Annotated in this window: 14 protein-coding genes and 1 pseudogene; 10 read left to right on the plus strand and 5 right to left on the minus strand. The window is 65.0% G+C overall.

Features of this window, described 5'->3' with window-relative positions; all coding sequences use genetic code 11:
• Nucleotides 1-17 precede the first annotated feature (17 nt).
• The 4 genes and pseudogenes from QCM77_RS39375 to QCM77_RS39390 form a co-directional block, all read left to right on the plus strand.
• Nucleotides 18-809, plus strand: a pseudogene (locus tag QCM77_RS39375) (enoyl-CoA hydratase); the annotation flags it as partial.
• Nucleotides 810-932: 123 nt separating this feature from the next.
• Nucleotides 933-1,517, plus strand: coding sequence for a CoA-binding protein (locus tag QCM77_RS39380; protein ID WP_279668295.1), 585 nt, complete (start codon nucleotides 933-935; stop codon nucleotides 1,515-1,517).
• Nucleotides 1,518-1,655: 138 nt separating this feature from the next.
• Nucleotides 1,656-2,936: an O-acetylhomoserine aminocarboxypropyltransferase gene (locus tag QCM77_RS39385; protein ID WP_279668296.1), complete on the plus strand. Its 1,281-nt coding sequence runs from the start codon at nucleotides 1,656-1,658 to the stop codon at nucleotides 2,934-2,936.
• A 118-nt stretch (nucleotides 2,937-3,054) separates the two neighbouring features.
• On the plus strand, nucleotides 3,055-3,399 hold the full coding sequence (locus tag QCM77_RS39390) for a hypothetical protein (protein WP_279668297.1): 345 nt from the start codon (nucleotides 3,055-3,057) through the stop codon (nucleotides 3,397-3,399).
• A gap of 18 nt (nucleotides 3,400-3,417) precedes the next feature.
• On the opposite strand, the gene QCM77_RS39395 is transcribed toward QCM77_RS39390, so the two are convergent.
• Entirely contained in the window at nucleotides 3,418-4,500 is a 1,083-nt protein-coding gene (locus tag QCM77_RS39395) for a COX15/CtaA family protein (RefSeq protein ID WP_279668298.1), read from the minus strand.
• 94 nt (nucleotides 4,501-4,594) lie between these two features.
• Here QCM77_RS39395 and QCM77_RS39400 point away from each other — a divergent pair, with 94 nt between their 5' ends.
• Nucleotides 4,595-4,816 carry a DUF2842 domain-containing protein gene (locus QCM77_RS39400; protein WP_007603477.1) on the plus strand — a complete coding sequence of 74 codons (222 nt, stop codon included), beginning with the start codon at nucleotides 4,595-4,597 and terminating at the stop codon, nucleotides 4,814-4,816.
• Nucleotides 4,817-4,837: 21 nt separating this feature from the next.
• Here QCM77_RS39400 and QCM77_RS39405 read toward each other — a convergent pair whose 3' ends face one another.
• The gene (locus QCM77_RS39405) at nucleotides 4,838-5,881 is read right to left on the minus strand and encodes a polysaccharide deacetylase family protein (protein WP_279668299.1); all 1,044 of its coding nucleotides are present in this window, start codon (nucleotides 5,879-5,881) and stop codon (nucleotides 4,838-4,840) included.
• A 129-nt stretch (nucleotides 5,882-6,010) separates the two neighbouring features.
• On the opposite strand from QCM77_RS39405, the gene QCM77_RS39410 reads away from it, so the two are divergent.
• Nucleotides 6,011-7,192 carry a GNAT family N-acetyltransferase gene (locus tag QCM77_RS39410; RefSeq protein ID WP_279668300.1) on the plus strand — a complete coding sequence of 394 codons (1,182 nt, stop codon included), beginning with the start codon at nucleotides 6,011-6,013 and terminating at the stop codon, nucleotides 7,190-7,192.
• 201 nt (nucleotides 7,193-7,393) lie between these two features.
• On the opposite strand, the gene QCM77_RS39415 is transcribed toward QCM77_RS39410, so the two are convergent.
• Nucleotides 7,394-9,664: a GumC family protein gene (locus QCM77_RS39415; RefSeq protein ID WP_279668301.1), complete on the minus strand. Its 2,271-nt coding sequence runs from the start codon at nucleotides 9,662-9,664 to the stop codon at nucleotides 7,394-7,396.
• A gap of 203 nt (nucleotides 9,665-9,867) precedes the next feature.
• Between QCM77_RS39415 and QCM77_RS39420 the strand changes: the two genes are divergently transcribed.
• From QCM77_RS39420 to QCM77_RS39430, 3 genes are all read left to right on the plus strand, one after another.
• The gene (locus QCM77_RS39420; RefSeq protein ID WP_279668302.1) at nucleotides 9,868-11,001 is read left to right on the plus strand and encodes a glycosyltransferase family 4 protein; all 1,134 of its coding nucleotides are present in this window, start codon (nucleotides 9,868-9,870) and stop codon (nucleotides 10,999-11,001) included.
• 119 nt (nucleotides 11,002-11,120) lie between these two features.
• Nucleotides 11,121-12,671 (plus strand): undecaprenyl-phosphate glucose phosphotransferase, encoded by a 1,551-nt coding sequence (locus QCM77_RS39425; protein ID WP_279668304.1) that lies wholly within the window; start codon nucleotides 11,121-11,123, stop codon nucleotides 12,669-12,671.
• A gap of 167 nt (nucleotides 12,672-12,838) precedes the next feature.
• Nucleotides 12,839-14,101, plus strand: a complete 1,263-nt coding sequence (locus QCM77_RS39430) for an O-antigen ligase family protein (RefSeq protein ID WP_279668305.1) — start codon at nucleotides 12,839-12,841, stop codon at nucleotides 14,099-14,101.
• A 39-nt stretch (nucleotides 14,102-14,140) separates the two neighbouring features.
• Here QCM77_RS39430 and QCM77_RS39435 read toward each other — a convergent pair whose 3' ends face one another.
• Nucleotides 14,141-14,611: a MarR family transcriptional regulator gene (locus tag QCM77_RS39435; RefSeq protein ID WP_279668330.1), complete on the minus strand. Its 471-nt coding sequence runs from the start codon at nucleotides 14,609-14,611 to the stop codon at nucleotides 14,141-14,143.
• Between the two features lie 146 nt (nucleotides 14,612-14,757).
• Between QCM77_RS39435 and QCM77_RS39440 the strand changes: the two genes are divergently transcribed.
• Nucleotides 14,758-15,954 carry an FAD-dependent monooxygenase gene (locus tag QCM77_RS39440; protein ID WP_279668306.1) on the plus strand — a complete coding sequence of 399 codons (1,197 nt, stop codon included), beginning with the start codon at nucleotides 14,758-14,760 and terminating at the stop codon, nucleotides 15,952-15,954.
• A gap of 203 nt (nucleotides 15,955-16,157) precedes the next feature.
• Here QCM77_RS39440 and QCM77_RS39445 read toward each other — a convergent pair whose 3' ends face one another.
• Nucleotides 16,158-17,336 carry a saccharopine dehydrogenase family protein gene (locus QCM77_RS39445; RefSeq protein ID WP_279668308.1) on the minus strand — a complete coding sequence of 393 codons (1,179 nt, stop codon included), beginning with the start codon at nucleotides 17,334-17,336 and terminating at the stop codon, nucleotides 16,158-16,160.
• Nucleotides 17,337-17,343 lie beyond the last annotated feature (7 nt).

The following is a 17,343-nucleotide window of genomic DNA, read 5'->3' on the forward strand; positions in this document are numbered from 1 at the left end:
TATAAGAGACAGCCGCGGAACCGCCGATCCTGCTGCGGGAGATCGTCGGCAGTGTTGCCGTGCTGACGCTGAACCGCCCCGCCGCGCGCAACAGCCTGTCGGAGGCGATGATCGGACAGCTGCATGCGAGCATCAACGCGATTGCCGAAGACAAGCGCATCCGCGCCGCCGTCATCGCCGCCAACGGCCCGGCCTTCTCCGCCGGCCACGACATGAAGGAATTGACCGCGCGCCGCAGCGACCCCGACCGCGGCCGCGCCTATTTCGCAGACATCATGAATGCCTGTAGCGCCATGATGCAGGCGATCGTGCGTCTCCCCAAGCCCGTGGTCGCTGCCGTCCAGGGCATCGCGACCGCGGCCGGCTGCCAGCTCGTCGCAAGCTGCGATCTTGCGATCGCTTCGGAGGCCGCAAGCTTCGCCACGCCCGGAGTCGACATCGGCCTGTTCTGCTCGACGCCGATGGTGGCGCTGTCGCGCAACGTCCCGCGCAAGCAGGCGATGGAGATGTTGCTCACGGGCGAGCCGATCCCGGCCGCGCGCGCCCGCGAAATCGGGCTGATCAATCGCGTGGTCGCCGCCGGCACCGAGCGCGACGTCGCGATCGCGCTGGCCGAACAGGTCGCGCTGAAGTCGGCCTACACCGTCAAGCTCGGCAAGGAGGCGTTCTATCGCCAGGCCGAGATGAGCCTTGCGGAGGCCTATCGCTATGCAGCAGAGGTGATGACCGAGAACATGATGGCGCGCGACGCCGAGGAAGGCATCGGCGCCTTCATCGAAAAGCGCACGCCGACATGGCGGGATGAATAGTCAACTCCTCATCCTGAGGAGCCGCGGAACGCGGCATCTCGAAGGATAGAGGCCCGACTGTGGCTTCATGGTTCGAGACGCGCGTGCCGCGCTCCTCACCATGAGGGTCAGAGAAAGAAGAAGATGAACCACGACGCCTATCCCGACAATTACATCCGCGGCATCCTCAGCAGCGTGAAGTCGATCGCGATGGTCGGCGCCTCGCCGGTCAACGTGCGGCCGAGCTATTTCGCGTTCAAATATCTGGCCCAGCGCGGCTACGGCATGATCCCGGTCAATCCCGGCCACGTCGGTAAGGACCTGCTCGGCAAACCCTTCGTCGCCTCGCTCTCCGACATCGGCTATCCCATCGATATGATCGATATCTTCCGCAACTCAAGCCACATCATGGCGGTGGTCGAGGAAGCCCTGACGCTCGATCCGCTGCCCAAGGTGATCTGGATGCAGTTGGGGGCGCGCGACGATGCGGCGGCGCTGAGGGCGGAATCGGTCGGTATCAAGGTGGTGATGAACCGCTGCCCCAAGATCGAATATGGCCGTCTGTCCTCGGAGATATCCTGGATGGGCGTCAATTCGCGCACGCTGAGCTCCAAGCGCCCGCCGGCACCGACGCAAGGCATGCGGCTATCCCTCAATCGGATGAGTGTCGGCGGCGGCGAGACCGCGGCATCGGATCGCGCCGCCAAAAACAAGACAGAGCAAAGCTGACGCAATTGCGAAGGCTTCATTTCGCGAACGCGACAATGCGTAGCACGATCATTCTGATGTGAAGCCGCGCCTTGACGACAGCCGCGGCGCAAATCAGCATGCCGCGCGATTTCAGACCACGAGAACAGGACGCCCTTAATGAGCGATCGCCTTCCGGGATTTTCGACCCTCGCCGTGCATGCCGGTGCACAGCCCGATCCCACCACCGGTGCGCGCGCGACTCCGATCTATCAAACGACGTCGTTCGTCTTCAACGATGCCGACCACGCCGCCTCGCTGTTCGGCCTGCAGGCGTTCGGCAACATCTATACCCGCATCGGCAATCCCACCAACGCGGTGCTTGAAGAGCGCGTCGCGGCGCTCGAAGGCGGCACTGCCGCGCTTGCCGTGGCCTCGGGCCATGCCGCGCAGGTCGTGGTGTTGCAGCAATTGCTCCAGCCCGGCGACGAGTTCATCGCCGCGCGAAAGCTCTATGGCGGCTCGATCAACCAGTTCACGCACGCGTTCAAGAGCTTTGGCTGGAACGTGGTGTGGGCCGATTCCGACGACATCGCGAGCTTCGAGCGTGCGGTTACCCCGCGCACGAAAGCGATCTTCATCGAGTCCATCGCCAATCCCGGCGGCAGCATCACCGACATCGAGGCGATCTCGACGGTAGCGCGCAAGGCGGGCGTACCGCTGATCGTCGACAACACGCTGGCCTCGCCCTATCTGATCCGCCCGATCGACCACGGCGCCGACATCGTCGTGCACTCGCTGACGAAGTTTCTCGGCGGCCACGGCAACTCGCTCGGCGGCATCATCGTCGATGCCGGCACCTTCGACTGGTCGACCGGCGGCAAATATCCGATGCTCTCCGAACCGCGGCCCGAGTATCACGGCATCCGGCTCCAGGAGACGTTTGGCAATTTCGCCTTCGCGATCGCCTGCCGCGTGCTGGGCCTGCGCGACCTCGGCCCCGCGCTGTCGCCGTTCAATGCCTTCATGATCCTCACGGGCATCGAGACGCTGCCGCTGCGCATGCAGAAGCACTGCGACAATGCCAAGGCGGTCGCCGAATTCCTCGCCGGCCATCCGGCGGTGGCCTCGGTGAGCTATGCGGGCCTTCCGAGCGACAAGTACAACCAGCTCGCGCGCAAATACGCGCCGAAGGGCGCCGGCGCCGTGTTCACCTTCGGCCTGAAGGGCGGCTACGACGCCGGCGTCAGCCTGGTGTCGAAGTTGCAGCTGTTCTCGCATCTGGCCAATGTCGGCGACACCCGCTCGCTCGTCATCCATCCGGCCTCGACCACGCACAGCCAGCTCGACGACGCTGCCAAGGTCAAGTCCGGCGCCGGCCCCGACGTGGTGCGGCTCTCGATCGGGATCGAGGACAAGGAAGATTTGATCGCCGATCTGGAACAGGCGCTGGGCGCGTAGCTTTCCTGGTCATTCCGGGGCGCTTGGGTGCCCCGGAATGACGGTCGCAGTTAACAGTCATTAACCATATCTGCCGCATACATCGTCACTGGATCGCCCCTTTGATTCGGAGCCGACGATGCTGCGCTGGATGGTGCCTGCCCTTGCGGCGATGCTGACGGTCTCAGCTGCGATTGCCGCCGATTTGCCGGCCACGCCGAAGCGGCGGGCCGCCGCTCCGCCGCAGGAGCCCCCGATGGTCTATGTCGAGACGGATCCGGATGCGCTGATTTCGCCGGCCTATGGCATCGGCAGCTACATCCGCAACCTGCCGGGTACGCCACTGCTGCCGGGCTCCCACACGCTGCCGGGCTATTACGGCCGCCCGTGGGATTACGATTATCAGGGTTCGTATTACGGCGGGAAGCAGGTCGATTATTTCTGGCGCCTGCCCTACGCGTGCGGCATCTACGGCTATTGCTGATCAGCCGGCTGATGGTGATCAGCCGGCCAGACCGACGGGAACAGTGCGCCGCTGCGCTTCGGTTGAATGACGTGTAGCGAGCCGCTCTGTCTGCATCACCGCAAGCATCAGCACCACGATCGCGACCGCCTGATGCGCGAGCGCGAGATCAATCGGCACCTGGTTGAGCAGCGTGAGGATGCCGAGCACGCCTTGCAGGCTTACCGCGCCCAATAGCAAGAGCGCGCCGCTTGCCGCAGAACCTGCGCGTGAACGCACCGCATCGAACGCGTGCAACGCCGCCAGCGCGAACAGCGCATAGGCCGTCATGCGGTGCTCGAACTGCACCGTCAGCACATTGTCGAACATGTTGCGCCACCACGGCGTCTCGAACCACAGCCGCTCCACTGAGGGAATGAACGTGCCGTCGATCTGCGGCCAGGTGTTGTAGGCGCGGCCGGCGCGCAGGCCCGCAACCAGCGCACCGAAATAGATCTGGATAAAGGTCACGACGAGGAGCAACGCGCTGGTGAAGCGCAGCCGCGAAGATGCTGCGATCTGCGGACGCACGGCGAGCCGCCGCACCGTCCAGACGATGCCGGCGAAGATCAGGAGCGCGAGCACCAGATGCGTCGCCAGCCGATACTGCGAGACCTCGACGCGTTCGGACAGCCCTGAGGCCACCATCCACCAGCCGACCGCGCCCTGGAGCCCGCCGAGCCCAAACAACAGCCATAGCCGCCGCTTCAACTCACCGGACAGGCCGCCGCGCCAGAGGAAGAACAGGAACGGCAGGAGATAGGCGACGCCGATGAAACGACCGAGCAGCCGGTGGCTCCATTCCCACCAAAAGATCTCCTTGAACTCGGACAGGCTCATGCCCGCGTTGAGCTCGCGATATTGCGGGATCTTCCTGTAGGCCTCGAAGGCCTCGGTCCACTGCGCTTCCGAGAGTGGCGGCATGCTGCCCGTGACCGGCTTCCATTCGACGATCGAGAGACCGGATTCCGTCAGCCGCGTCGCGCCGCCGACCAGCACCATCAGCGCGATCAGCGCAGCCACGGAGATCAACCACCAGCGCACGGCGCGATGCGGCTCGGACGGGGCGGAAATCGTCGTCATTCGAGGCAAAAACCAGAGCTTGAACCGGACTGCGTGCCCCTTATAGTCCCCCGCTCCCGCAGCGCAAGTTACGCGAAAGCCGCGATATTCCGTCATGACGATCCGCACCCGCAAGTTCCTCGGCACCATCCTGCTCCTGGTGCTCGCCACCGTCTGGGCCCTGCTCGGCATGGCGCTGGCGCAGATGCCGTGGATCGCCGAGTCCGGCTGGCGGCAGGCGATCTATTACGTGGTGGTCGGCATGGGCTGGGTGCTGCCGGCGATGCCGATTGTGAGCTGGATGCAGCGGCCCGACCGCGCCAAGTCCAGTTCGTAGCGCTTCCAGTTCGTAGCACTCCTAGTTCGTAGCAGTGCCGGTCGGCTTCACTGGCGCAAAGGCCGTGCCCGACACCAGCACCCGCATCATGCGCAGCGAGCGCACCCGGCCATCCCAGGAAATTCGCGGCAGCGCGTGCCGATTGGTGCGTCCCTCCGCATCCACGATGCCCGGGATCGTCGACACCGCGCTGGCAAAACCAGCCTCCTCCGCCATCACGACGTGGCTGCGCCGGAACGAGGCGCGATCGCCGAACGGAAAGGCCAGATGCCGGATCTCGCGGTGGAAGGCCGCTTCCGCCACCGCCTTGCCCATCGTCATCTCGCGCAGCGCGGCTGCATCCTTCATGTTGGCGAGAACAGGATAGTTCACGGTCGCGCTGCCGATCGTCACCAGCGGATCGGCCGCGAGCTTCGCCAGATCCTCCCAATTCATCGACGCCTCGCGCGAGAGCGCGGCGAGGTCGATCCGGTAGCGTGTGCAGAGGTCGGCGATCGCAGCCGACACATCCGCCGGCGGCAGCGCGCGCAGCCAGCCCTCGACGAAGGAGAACAGCGCCTGCTTCTCGGCATTATCAGTGACAGTGAAGCGCTGCTCCCTATCGCCCATCATCAGGCTGACCCGGCTCTCGCGCGCGATCACCTGTTCGAGTCCGAGCCACCAGGCTTCTCCGACGCCATCGGGAAACGCCGTGGGCACATAGATCGTGAACGGCACGGCGTGGCGCGCCAGCACCGGATAGGCAAAGTTGATCAGATCCTTGCCGGCGCCGTCGAAGGTGAGCGCCACGAAGCGCCGCTTTTCCGGCAGCGTCACCGCGCGCCGGCAGACCTCGTCCATCCCGAGAAAATCATACTTCCACCGCTTCAGCGCGCGAATGGCGCGATCGAGGAAGTGCGGCGTGATCTCGTTCTCGCGCTGTGGCTGAAACCCGCCGCGCCGCCGCGGCCGCACATGCGCAAAGCGCAGGATGGCACCGGCACCACGACTGCGCAGCGCAGCCTGGCCGGTGAACCAGGTCAGCTCAAGGCGCAGCCGTTCCAGCCATCTGTCGTCGGATGCCAAGATCCCACCTTCGCGCCCGTCGGCGCCCGTTCCCTCTCCTATAGTCATTACCCTTTGTTGACACTTCTTTGCAAAGGTCGGCCACAGGCCGAATTACGCATATTTTTGATTTCTCGACAGGTTTCGCGAATGACCATGGCTGCGGCGATGCAAAGCCGGACGGCAGAAGCGCCAGCGCGGTCGAAAGCGAGCCGTATCGCGCATGTCGATATCGTTGCCGACCTCGGCGCGGCCGAGGCGGTCTGGCGCGCCTTCGAGGAGCCTGGTCACCTCTTCACGCCCTATCAGCGATTTGACCTGCTGAATCCCTGGCAGCGTCTGGTCGGCGAGCACGAACGTGCCCGCCCTTTCATCGTCATTGCCCGCGACGCCGAGCATCAGCCGCTCCTGCTGCTGCCGCTCTCGCTGCGCCAGAACCACGGCGTGCGCACGGCCTGCTTCATGGGCGGCAAGCATACGACCTTCAACATGGGCCTGTGGAACGCCGGGTTTGCAGCGCAGGTCGCCATCACCGATCTCGACGCGCTGCTTGCGCCGCTGCGCGAGCATGTCGACGTGCTCGCACTGACGCAGCAGCCGCTGCACTGGCACGACCAGCAGAACCCGTTTGCGCACCTGCCGCGCCAGAGCGCGATCAACGGCTGCCCGCTGCTGGTGATGGAGCCGGGCGGTCCGCCGGCATCGCGGATCAGCAATTCCTTCCGCCGACGCCTCAAGAGCAAGGAGAAGAAGCTCCAGGCGCTCGCCGGTTATCGCTATCACCTGGCGACCACGGACGCGGACGTCACCCGCCTGCTCGACTGGTTCTTCCGCGTCAAGCCGGCACGGATGGCCGAACAGAAGCTTCCCAACGTCTTTGCCGAGCCGGGAGTCGAGCAATTCGTCCGCAGCGCCTGCCTTGCGCCGCGCGGTGAAGGCCGCGTCATCGACATCCACGCGCTCGAATGCGACGACGAGGTGATCGCGATCTTCGCCGGCGTCGCCGACGGCCAGCGCTTCTCGATGATGTTCAACACTTACACGATGTCCGAGCACGCCCGCTACAGCCCCGGTCTGATCCTGATGCGCTACATCATCGACCGCTGCGGCGAGCGCGGCTACCGCTCGCTCGACCTCGGTATCGGCTCGGACGAGTACAAGCGGATGTTCTGCAAGGACGACCAGGACATCTTCGACAGTTTTGTTCCGCTAACGTCACGCGGAAAACTCGCGGCGATGGCGATGTCCTCGCTGAGCCACGGCAAGCGGCTGGTGAAGCAGAACCAGATGCTGTTCGACCTTGCGCAGCGGCTGCGACGAGCGTTCGGGTAAGAATTCCCCGGTTGGGAGACGCTCCCATGCGGCGCATCCTTCGAGACGCCCGCCTCCGGCGGGCCCTCAGGATGAGGACAGAATTCGCGGCAGCCGCTTCAACGGATTCCGATTTAGCCAAGCCTCATCCTGAGGAGACCGCGAAGCGGTCGTCTCGAAGGACGAGGCGCTCGCTCGGGCCCCACAGAGAGGGCAAGGACATCACGCCGCCACGACGCGCGGCGCGTCCCTCGCATCCGACGACTGCACGGGCTTGCTCAGCATCGTCACCTCGCTGAAGCCGACGGCGCTGAGCTGTTCGCACATCTGCGCGCGCGCATCCGGCGCCATCGACGCGTCGGGCACCACGACGGCGCGGGCATTCGCCGTCAGGAGCTCGGCTGGAAGGTCGGAGGCGCTGCCGGCATCGAGCAGCACGTGGTCGTAGGCGCGCAGCAGCGCGTCGACCGCGAGCGTCACCCGCGGCGACTGCAACAGGCTGCGGTCGAAGCCGGCGCGGCCGGCCATGACCAGATGCAGCCGCGAGAGCTTGTCCCTGGTGATGATCTGCGCGAACGACGCCTCGCCCTGCATCAGCTCGGCAAGGCCGGGCGCGGAGGCGTCGACGGACACGGCGGCCATGGTCGGCGAGGACGCGGCGAGATCGACCACCACGACCCGCGCATCGCGCGCCAGATGCCGGGCCAGCGTCAGCGTCGACAGCGTGATGGCTTCGCCGGCTGCGGTGCCGAGCACCGTGACTTTCTTCGCCATGGTCCCGGCGGCGCGCAGGCTGTCGGCCAGTTGTTCGATCTCCGCGAATTCGCTGACATCGGCATCGGCCGTCATCTGCGGCTGAAGCGGCGCGGGTTTTGCCATGACCGGATCGACGATCGGCTCGACGGCCATCGGTTGGACAACTTGTTCCTGGCGAGCCGACGGCCGCGTTTGCGCTGGCGTGAACACGGCTACCGCACGAGGCGCAGTCTGGCGCAACAACTCTCCGGTGACGACGACGCCGGACGAGAGCAGCAGTGTCGCGATCGTCGCGATCAGCACGATCGGCAGCTTCTTCGGATAGGCCGGCATGTTCGAGACGATGGCGCGCGAGATGATGCGGCCATCCGTCGGCGCGGTGTCGATGGTCTCGCGGGTGTTCGCCTCGCGGTACTTTGCGAGATAGGTTTCGAGCAAGTCGCGCTGCGCCTTGGACTCACGCTCGAGGGCTCGGAGCTGCACGTCCTGGCCGTTGGTGGACGTCGCCTGCTTCTTGAGCTGATCGAGGCTTGCCGACAACTCCTGAACGCGCCCGTTGGCGGCACGCGCATCGTTTTCGAGCGTGCGGGCAAGCTTGGCGGCCTCGTCGCGGATCTGGGTGTCGAGGTCGGCGAGCTGCGCCTTCAATTCCTTGATGCGCGGATGGTTACCGAGCAACGTCGACGATTGCTCGGCCAGTTGCGCCCGCAACGCCACGCGCTGCTGGGAGGGCGTGCGCATCGATTCCGAGTTCAGCACTTCCGACGACTCGATCGGCTTACCGCTCTGGATCATCTCGCGGATCAGGCGCGCCTTGGCCTCGGCATCGGCCTTCAACGCGCGCGCATTGTTGAGCTGGGTGTTGACCTCGCCCATCTGCTGGTTCGACAGCGTCGTGTTGTTGGTGCCGACGAACAGGCTCGACTTGGAGCGGAAATCCTCCGCCTTCGCTTCGGCCTCGGAGACATTGCGTCGCAGCTCGTCGATTCTGCCGGCATACCACTGGCTCGCGTTCCGGGCCTGGTCCTGACGCGCATCCTGCTGAAGCACCAGATAGCCGTCGGCGATCGAATTGGCGACGCGCACGGCGAGATCGGGATCGGCGGACTGGAATTCGATGACAATGACGCGCGACTTGTCGACGGCGTAGGCCTGGAGGCGCTCGTAATAAGCGTCCAGCACGCGCTCTTCCGGCGTCATCGAGAACGGATCGCGGCCGATGCCGACCAGCGCCGCAAGCGACTTCAGCGGCGAAATGCCTTGCAGCACCGGATCGAACTCGGGCCGCTCCGCGAGCTTGTTCTTCTTGATGATCTCGCGCGCGAGGTCGCGCGACAGCACGAGCTGCACCTGGCTGGTGACGGCCTCGGCGTCGAGCGCCTGCCGTTCCTCGGCGCGATCGCTGTTGGGGCGCAGAAACACGTTCTCGCGGCCGTCGATCAGGATGCGGGATTCAGATTTATAGCGCGGTGTGACGAGATTGACGACCGCGATGGATGCGACGAGCGCCAGCGCCGTCGGCACGATGATCCAGCCGCGCTTGCGCGCCAAGGCCGCGCCGAGCGCGTGAAGGTCGATGTCGCCGGACTCGACTGGCGGCTGCCTCGGAGCAACGCGCGCCGGCCTTGCTTCAATCCTGGGCTCGAGTTCGGCCCGCTTGGCTTCGGCTTTGGCCTTCGAGACAGCCCGCTCGACCACCGCCTTGTCCTTGCCGGCACGCCAGAACGCTATACGCATCGAACACTCCCGCAGGGCAACGCCACGAACCTACCTCAACCGGAGCGATTACACTCCATTAAGGTTGCCGCTGGGTTAATCGCGGCATCCAGCGGCTCGCGCGGGCGTGCTCGTCACCGTTTGTTAACCACGAGGGCTCTTAATCCGTCTCGATATTTCGTGAGAATTGTTCGCGCATTCGCCGTCGAGCGCTGGTTTTGATCATGCCCCCCTCTCCCGACCAGCCGCTTCGAATTCTGCACGCCGTACGCGCTCCGGTCGGCGGCATCTTCCGCCACATCCTCGACGTCGCCAATGGCCAGGTCGACCGTGGCCATCATGTCGGCATCCTCGCCGACAGCCTCACCGGCGGTGAGCGCGCCGACAAGGCCCTTGCCGAGCTCGCACCGCGGCTGAAGCTCGGCGTGCACCGGATGGCGATCCGCCGCGAACCGTCGCCTGACGATGTCCTGGTGTGGCTTCGCTTGCGGCGCCTGGTCGCCACGCTCAAGCCCGACGTCCTGCATGGCCACGGCGCCAAGGCCGGCGCTTTCATCCGCATGCGGCGGCGCTCCGACGACACCATCCGCATCTACACTCCGCACGGCGGCTCGCTGCATTATCCCCTCAACACTCTCAAGGGCGAGTTTTACGCGCGGCTCGAGCGCACGCTGATGGGCGCGACCGACCTGTTTCTGTTCGAAAGCGCGTTTGCCCGCGACACCTATCAGCGCATCGTCGGCACGCCGAAGGGCGTGGTACATTGCGTCTTCAACGGCGTGACGCCGGAAGAATTCGAGCCTGTTATCATCGCCGACGACGCCACCGACCTCGCTTATGTCGGTGAGTTCAGGCACATCAAGGGCGCCGATCTGCTGGTCGATGCGGTGGCGCGCCTGCACGAGGGCGGCAAGAAAGTCACACTGACGCTCGGCGGCGATGGCGAGGAGACCGCGGCACTTAAGGCGCAGGTCGAGAGACTCGGCCTCTCCAGCGCCATCCGCTTCATCGGTCACGTCAAGGCGCGCTACGGCTTCTCCAAGGGGCGACTGCTGGTCGTTCCCTCGCGTGGCGATTCCATGCCCTATGTCGTGATCGAGGCCGGTGCCGCCGGCATTCCGATGATCGCGTCCAGGATCGGCGGCATTCCCGAGATCTTTGGCGCGGAGAACCCCGCTCTGTTCGCGCCGAGCAATCCCGAGGCCATGGCGGAGGCGATTGCGGCCGCACTCGACAATCCGCAAGCGACCGCGCAGCGTGCGGCGTCCTTGCGCGAGCGCATCTCCGCGCATTTCTCCCAGCAGGCGATGGTCGACGGCGTGCTCGCGGGCTATCGCGACGCATTTACCAATCATTAAGCATCCTTAAGGCTGCTTTAGAGAATCTTCCGATTTGTCCGATAATCGATGGGCCTGGGGATGCTTGCCCGGGGCGCAAGGACGCGTCCCGCATGTTTTTGGAATGGACGTGGACGCCCGTGGAACCGCTCAACGCACGCTCGATGCTCGATGCCGCGACCAGCGCCGCGGCGAAGCCAGCTGACCAGCCCTTTGTGGAGCGTCGCCGCCGCCTCTCGCCCGCTGCGCTCGACGTCGTCAACCAGAAGGTCGCCCGCGCCTATTCGCCGATCGTGATCACCGGCCTCGTCCGCCTGGCCGATTTCGCGCTGCTGAGCCTCGTCGGCATCGCGCTCTATCTCGGCTATGTCATGCCGCTCGCCGGCTCCTTCAGCTGGGCTTATCCCGCACAGATCAGCGCCGTCGCGGTCTCCGCCGTGGTCTGCTTCCAGGCCGCCGACATCTATCAGGTGCAACTGTTCCGCGGTCAGCTCCGGCAGATGACGCGCATGATCTCGTCCTGGTCGTTCGTCTTCCTGTTGTTCATCGGCATCTCCTTCTTCGCCAAGTTCGGCAGCGAAATATCGCGGCTGTGGCTTGCCGCCTTCTACTTCCTGGGGCTCGCCGCGCTCGTCAGCGAGCGTCTGGTGCTGCGCTCGCTGGTGCGCGCCTGGGCGCGCGACGGCCGGCTCGACCGCCGCACCATCATCGTCGGCTCCGACCGCAACGGCGAACAATTGGTCGAGGCGCTGAACTCGCAGGAGGATTCCGACATCCACGTGCTCGGCGTGTTCGACGACCGCAACGACAGCCGCGCGCTCGACACCTGCGCCGGCGCGCGCAAGCTCGGCAAGGTCGACGACATCGTCGAGCTCGCCCGCCGCACCCGCATCGATCTCGTGCTGTTCGCGCTGCCGATCTCCGCCGAGACGCGCATCCTGGAGATGCTGAAGAAGCTCTGGGTGCTGCCGGTGGACATCCGCCTGTCCGCGCACACCAACAAGCTGCGCTTCCGTCCCCGCTCCTACTCCTATATCGGCGAGGTGCCAACGCTGGACGTGTTCGAGGCGCCGATCACCGACTGGGACCTGGTGATGAAATGGCTGTTCGACCGCGTCGTCGGCAGCCTCGCGCTGCTCGTGGCCTTGCCGGTGATGGGATTGGTGGCGCTGGCAGTGAAGCTCGACAGCCCCGGCCCCGTGCTGTTCCGCCAAAAGCGCTTCGGCTTCAACAACGAGCGCATCGACGTCTACAAGTTCCGCTCGATGTACCATCATCGGGCTGATCCGACCGCGTCGAAGGTCGTGACCAAGAACGACTCGCGCGTCACCCGCGTCGGCCGCTTCATCCGCAAGACCAGCCTCGACGAGCTGCCGCAGCTCTTCAACGTGGTCTTCTCCGGCGATCTTTCCTTGGTCGGCCCGCGTCCACATGCGGTGCAGGGCAAGCTCCAGAGCCGCCTGTTCGACGAAGCCGTCGACGGCTATTTCGCCCGCCACCGGGTCAAGCCCGGCATCACCGGCTGGGCCCAGATCAACGGCTGGCGCGGCGAGATCGACAATGAAGAGAAGATCCAGAAACGCGTCGAGTTCGACCTGTATTACATCGAGAACTGGTCGGCGCTGTTCGATCTCGTCATTCTGCTGAAGACGCCGATCTCGCTGCTGACCAAGAACGAGAACGCGTATTGAGTTTGTCGTGCCTGCGCCACGCTGTCATCGCCCGGCTTGACCGGGCGATCCAGTAATCACCGGCAGCGGAAACTGCCACGAACGGCTCGGAGTACTGGATGCCCCGCCTTCGCGGGGCATGACGGCGGAAGTCTTGCGTACCAGTTGCGTAAACGTATGAGCGTGTGATGGCGTATGCGGCGACAGCCGGGGAGATGAATGCAGCGGTTCGCGCTGCGCCTGGCGTGCTGTCCCTTCAGCGCGCGCTGGTGTGGCTGGTCGGCGCCTCCGGCGCGATCGTCTTCATCGAGCCGAGCCCCTACGAGATCGTGACGCTGCTCGCCACCGTCACCTTCTTCGCCACCGGCCTGCGCCTACGGCTCGCCCTGATGCCGCTGGTGCTGATGCTGATCCTGCTCAATGTCGGCTATACGATCAGCGCGATCCCGCTGTTCGAGCAGTCCGAGGTGGTGAGCTGGATTGCGACCTCCTGGTACATGGCGGTGACGGTCGTGTTCTTCGCGATGGTCTCGTCGGAGGACACCACGGCGCGGCTCGACATGCTCCGCCGCGGGCTCGTGGTCGGCGCGATGGTCGCCTCGCTGTCGGCGGTCGCCGGCTACTTCCACCTGGTTCCGGGCGGAGACGACCTCCTCACACTTTACGGACGCGCGCGCGGCACCTTCAAGGATCCGAACGTGCTCGGCGCCTTCCTGATCCTGCCGGCACTGTTCTCGCTCCAGAGCGTGGTTTCCGACAAGCTCGGCAAGGCGTTCCGCAACGTCATCGGCTTCGGCATCATGTCGCTGGCGATCCTGCTCGCCTTCTCCCGCGCCGCCTGGGGCGGGTTGGTGCTGACATCCGCCTTCATGCTGGCGCTGATGGTGCTGACCAGCCGCACCAACGCGCAGCGCTCGCGCATCATCGTCATGGCGATCCTGGCCGCGGTGCTGGGTCTCGCGCTGATCGCGGTGTTGATGTCGTTCGATTCCATCGCCGAAATGTTCAAGCAGCGCGCGAGCTTCGACCAGAGCTATGACGAAGGCCGGTTCGGCCGGTTCGGCCGGCACATCCTGGGTGCGGAGATGGCGCTCGACCTGCCGTTCGGCATCGGTCCCCTGCAATTCCACCGCTTCTTCCCCGAGGATACCCACAATTCCTATCTCAACGCCTTCATGTCCGGCGGCTGGCTGTCCGGAATCTGCTATCCCGCGCTGGTCTTCACGACCGTCATCATGGGCTTTCGACACATCTTCGTCCGTGTGCCATGGCAGCGCGCCTATCTCGCGGTGTTCTCCGCCTTCGTCGGCACCGTCGGCGAAAGTTTCGTGATCGACACCGACCACTGGCGGCACTTCTGGATGATGCTGGGCGCGATGTGGGGCATGATCGCGGCTGCACAGATCTACAAGGTCAAGGACATCACCGTTCCGATGGAATCGGAACAGTGATGTCTGTTTTCTTATTTTGACGCGTCGCTCGAAAACGCTCTAGCGACGAAGCTTCTTCAGCTTGAGATCGGGACGCTTCTCCGGCGGCGTGTCGAGCAGGCCCTTGAGTGCTTCGGTCGCCGCGAGCACGCCCTTGTAACCCTCCGTCGCGAAGCGCAGCAGCAGCCGCAGTTCCTGGTCGGAATAGGTATTGAACACCTTCTCCATTGCCTGCTGCATCGGCACGTAGAACTGGCCGATCTTCATGGCTGCTTCCGGCACGACGGCAATGAAGACTTTGCGCCGGTCGTTTTCATCCCGCTCGCGGCGCACGAGTCCAGCCTTCTCGAGCCGGTCGACCACGCCGGTGATGGCGCCGGTCGTGAGGCCCGTGACCTCGGCGAGCCGGCCGGCGGTGACGCGGCCTTCGAGATACAGGATGTCCATGCATTCGAGGTCGGAATTGGCAATTCCGGCAACGTTCGCAACGGTCTGGCCATAGAGCACGCCCTGCGCGGACGACCTGCGCATCGCCTCCTCGAGCTCCTGCAACAGCGCGGCGCGCGCCTTCGTCCTTGACAAGGCCGACCTCATATCTTAGTCGATATATATCTTAGCAACTAAGAGATTTAGCGACCATAATTCTCCTAGCACCACGGAAACGTCGGGAGCAAGCCATGTCCTATCGTCCCCGCAAGGCCTTGATCATCGGCGCCGGCATCGCCGGCCCCGTCGCAGCGATCCTGCTGCGCCGCGCCGGCATCGAATCCGCGATCTACGAGGCCTGGCCCTATTCGAAAGGCATCGGCGGCGGCCTTCAGATCGCGCCGAACGGCATGCAGGTCATGGACGAGATCGGCCTTTCGAACGAGCTGATCAGCCGCGGCTCGATCGCGGAGTCGTTCGACTTCTATTCGCAAGGCGGAGAGCGGCTCGGCTCGATCAACCGCGACATGGCGCGGCGCTTCGGTCAGCCCGCGGTCAATGTCTGCCGCGCGACGCTGAACGAGATGCTGATCGACAAGGCCTGGTGCGCGTGCGTCTCGCTATATTTCGAGAAGCGCCTGATCAAGATCGAGGACCGCGGCGACCAGCCGATCATCGCCTATTTCGCCGACGGCACCACCGCCGAAGGCGACTTCCTGATCGGCGCCGACGGCGTGCACTCGGTCGCGCGGCGCCAGGTCGTGCCGGACGGGCCGCAACCGTTCGACACCGGACTGATCGGCTTCGGCGGCTTCGTGCCGCACGCCGTCCTCGACGGCCGGCCGATCGGCCGGAACGTCGAGACCACGTTCGGGCAGAGCGGCTTCTTCGGCTACGGCTATTGCAGTCCCGATCCGAACGACGGCGTGATGTGGTGGAGCACGCAGCCCGCACACGGCATGGACGCGGCGATGTTTCGCGCGCTCGACCACGCGACGCTGAAGCAGCACCTGCGCGGCTTCCACCGCGGCTGGCACGATCCGATCCCCGCCATCATCGAGGCGGCCGAGAACATCGTGGTCACCGACACGCTCGACGTCGCGACGCTGCCGACCTGGTCGCGCAAACGATCGCTGCTGATCGGCGATGCCGCCCATGCGACCAGCCCCCATGCCGGCCAGGGCGCCTCGCTCGCGCTGGAGGATGCGATGCGCCTCGCCCGGCTGATGCAGGAAGGCCACGAGCTCGGCGCCACCTTCCAGGCCTTCGAGGCCGAGCGACGCCCGCGCGCGGAAAAGATCGTTGCTCTGGCGCGCCGCAACGGCAACAGCAAGCGCGAATTCAGCGCCACCGGGGCGTGGATCCGTAATCAGATGATGAAGTGGCTGCTGCCGCTGGGCTCGAAGAGCATGGAGTTCATGTACGCGTACGACGCGCGGGCGGTGTAGTGGCGAACGCTGTCAGGCCCGCGACCCGGCTACGCCAAGGCTTCGCCGAGGTTGAGGTCCAGGGGCGCCGAAGCTTTTAGCGTAGGCGGCAGGCGGGCATCCAGTACGCCGCGGCCTCTCGATTCGATCAGTGCCGTCTCTGGAATACGGGATCGTCCGGTCAAGCCGGACGATGACACCGTGATTGCGGCAAGTGACCGGCTCTACTTCTCCACCTTAAACGTCAGCCCCGCATGCTCCTGCAGCCGCTTGATCAGCTTGTGCTGCATCGCCGCGCCCGGCGTCCAGAAGCCGGCTGCGACGTCTGTCGTGTCACGCAGCATGCAGATGGCGCATTCGGAGATCATCTTTGAGGTCGAGCCGTAGCCGGGATCGCGGTCGCCGGTGACGCCGGCGTGGATCTGGCGGCCGTCGGGCGCGATCGCGACATACAGCAGATCGAAGCGGCCGTTCTCCCGCTCCTCCTTCGATGGCCCCTCGCCCGGCTTCGGCGCGTTCGGGCCGGTCTTCTCGGAATTGGCGGCCATCACGAGCTTGGCGTTGGCTTCGCCCTTCTCGCCGGGGCCGGTCAGGACCATCTCGTCGTAGACGAACTCCTGGCCGTAGGGAAAACCCATCAGCATGTTGGAGCGATGGACGTTGCGCGTGTTGATCAGCGCCATCGCGAACGGCGCGGCCCAGGATTGCAGGTCTTCCTCAATCAGCGACCTGTTGCCCTTCGGCTGTTTCGGGCCGGTGAAGCCCGGCGTCAGCGCGAACGGGTCGTTCAGGATCGTGATCAGGCTGAGATCCTTGGCCACCGCATCGAAGGTCGCCTTCGCACTCGCCGCAGTGCCGCCCGAGAGCGTGCCGCGCATATCGCGCACGCGGCCCTTGACGCGCAACGCTGGCGCGCCGAGCACGCGCTTGGCCTCCTCCTGGACGAAGAACGCGCCGAGCTCGAACGGCACGGAATCGTAGCCGCACGAAAACACGATGCGCGCGCCGCTCTCTTTTGCAGCCGCCTCGTACTTGTCGATCATCTGCCGCATCCAGATCGGCTCGCCGCAGAGATCGAAATAATCCGTGCCGGTGGCGACGCAGGCCGCGAGCAGTTCCTCGCCGTAGAGTTGGTATGGACCGACGGTGGTGATCACCGACATCGTCTGCTCCGCCATCGCCTTCAGCGAGGCCGCGTCCGATGCATCCGCGACGATCAGCGACGTATTCCCGGGCGCGCCGATCGCATCGCGTACCGATTTCAGCTTGCCGAGGCTACGGCCTGCCATCGCCCATTTGAGCGCGTGGTCGCTCTTGTAATGCTGGGTCAGGTATTCGGCGACGAGCTGGCCGGTAAAACCGGTCGCGCCATAGACGACGATGTCGAATTTCGCAGAGCTCATGGTCGGC

Origin of the sequence: Bradyrhizobium nivariense (assembly GCF_029846695.2) — a bacterium.
Classification (GTDB): domain Bacteria; phylum Pseudomonadota; class Alphaproteobacteria; order Rhizobiales; family Xanthobacteraceae; genus Bradyrhizobium.

What these genes read in the sequence shown, in the direction of transcription:
- QCM77_RS39380 (WP_279668295.1), top strand. Translation starts at nt 933, where the DNA reads ATGAACCACGACGCCTATCCCGACAATTACATCCGCGGCATCCTCAGC.
- QCM77_RS39385 (WP_279668296.1), top strand. Translation starts at nt 1,656, where the DNA reads ATGAGCGATCGCCTTCCGGGATTTTCGACCCTCGCCGTGCATGCCGGT.
- QCM77_RS39390 (WP_279668297.1), top strand. Translation starts at nt 3,055, where the DNA reads ATGCTGCGCTGGATGGTGCCTGCCCTTGCGGCGATGCTGACGGTCTCA.
- QCM77_RS39395 (WP_279668298.1), bottom strand. Translation starts at nt 4,500, where the DNA reads ATGACGACGATTTCCGCCCCGTCCGAGCCGCATCGCGCCGTGCGCTGG.
- QCM77_RS39400 (WP_007603477.1), top strand. Translation starts at nt 4,595, where the DNA reads ATGACGATCCGCACCCGCAAGTTCCTCGGCACCATCCTGCTCCTGGTG.
- QCM77_RS39410 (WP_279668300.1), top strand. Translation starts at nt 6,011, where the DNA reads ATGACCATGGCTGCGGCGATGCAAAGCCGGACGGCAGAAGCGCCAGCG.
- QCM77_RS39415 (WP_279668301.1), bottom strand. Translation starts at nt 9,664, where the DNA reads ATGCGTATAGCGTTCTGGCGTGCCGGCAAGGACAAGGCGGTGGTCGAG.
- QCM77_RS39420 (WP_279668302.1), top strand. Translation starts at nt 9,868, where the DNA reads ATGCCCCCCTCTCCCGACCAGCCGCTTCGAATTCTGCACGCCGTACGC.
- QCM77_RS39430 (WP_279668305.1), top strand. Translation starts at nt 12,839, where the DNA reads ATGGCGTATGCGGCGACAGCCGGGGAGATGAATGCAGCGGTTCGCGCT.
- QCM77_RS39435 (WP_279668330.1), bottom strand. Translation starts at nt 14,611, where the DNA reads ATGCGCAGGTCGTCCGCGCAGGGCGTGCTCTATGGCCAGACCGTTGCG.
- QCM77_RS39440 (WP_279668306.1), top strand. Translation starts at nt 14,758, where the DNA reads ATGTCCTATCGTCCCCGCAAGGCCTTGATCATCGGCGCCGGCATCGCC.
- QCM77_RS39445 (WP_279668308.1), bottom strand. Translation starts at nt 17,336, where the DNA reads ATGAGCTCTGCGAAATTCGACATCGTCGTCTATGGCGCGACCGGTTTT.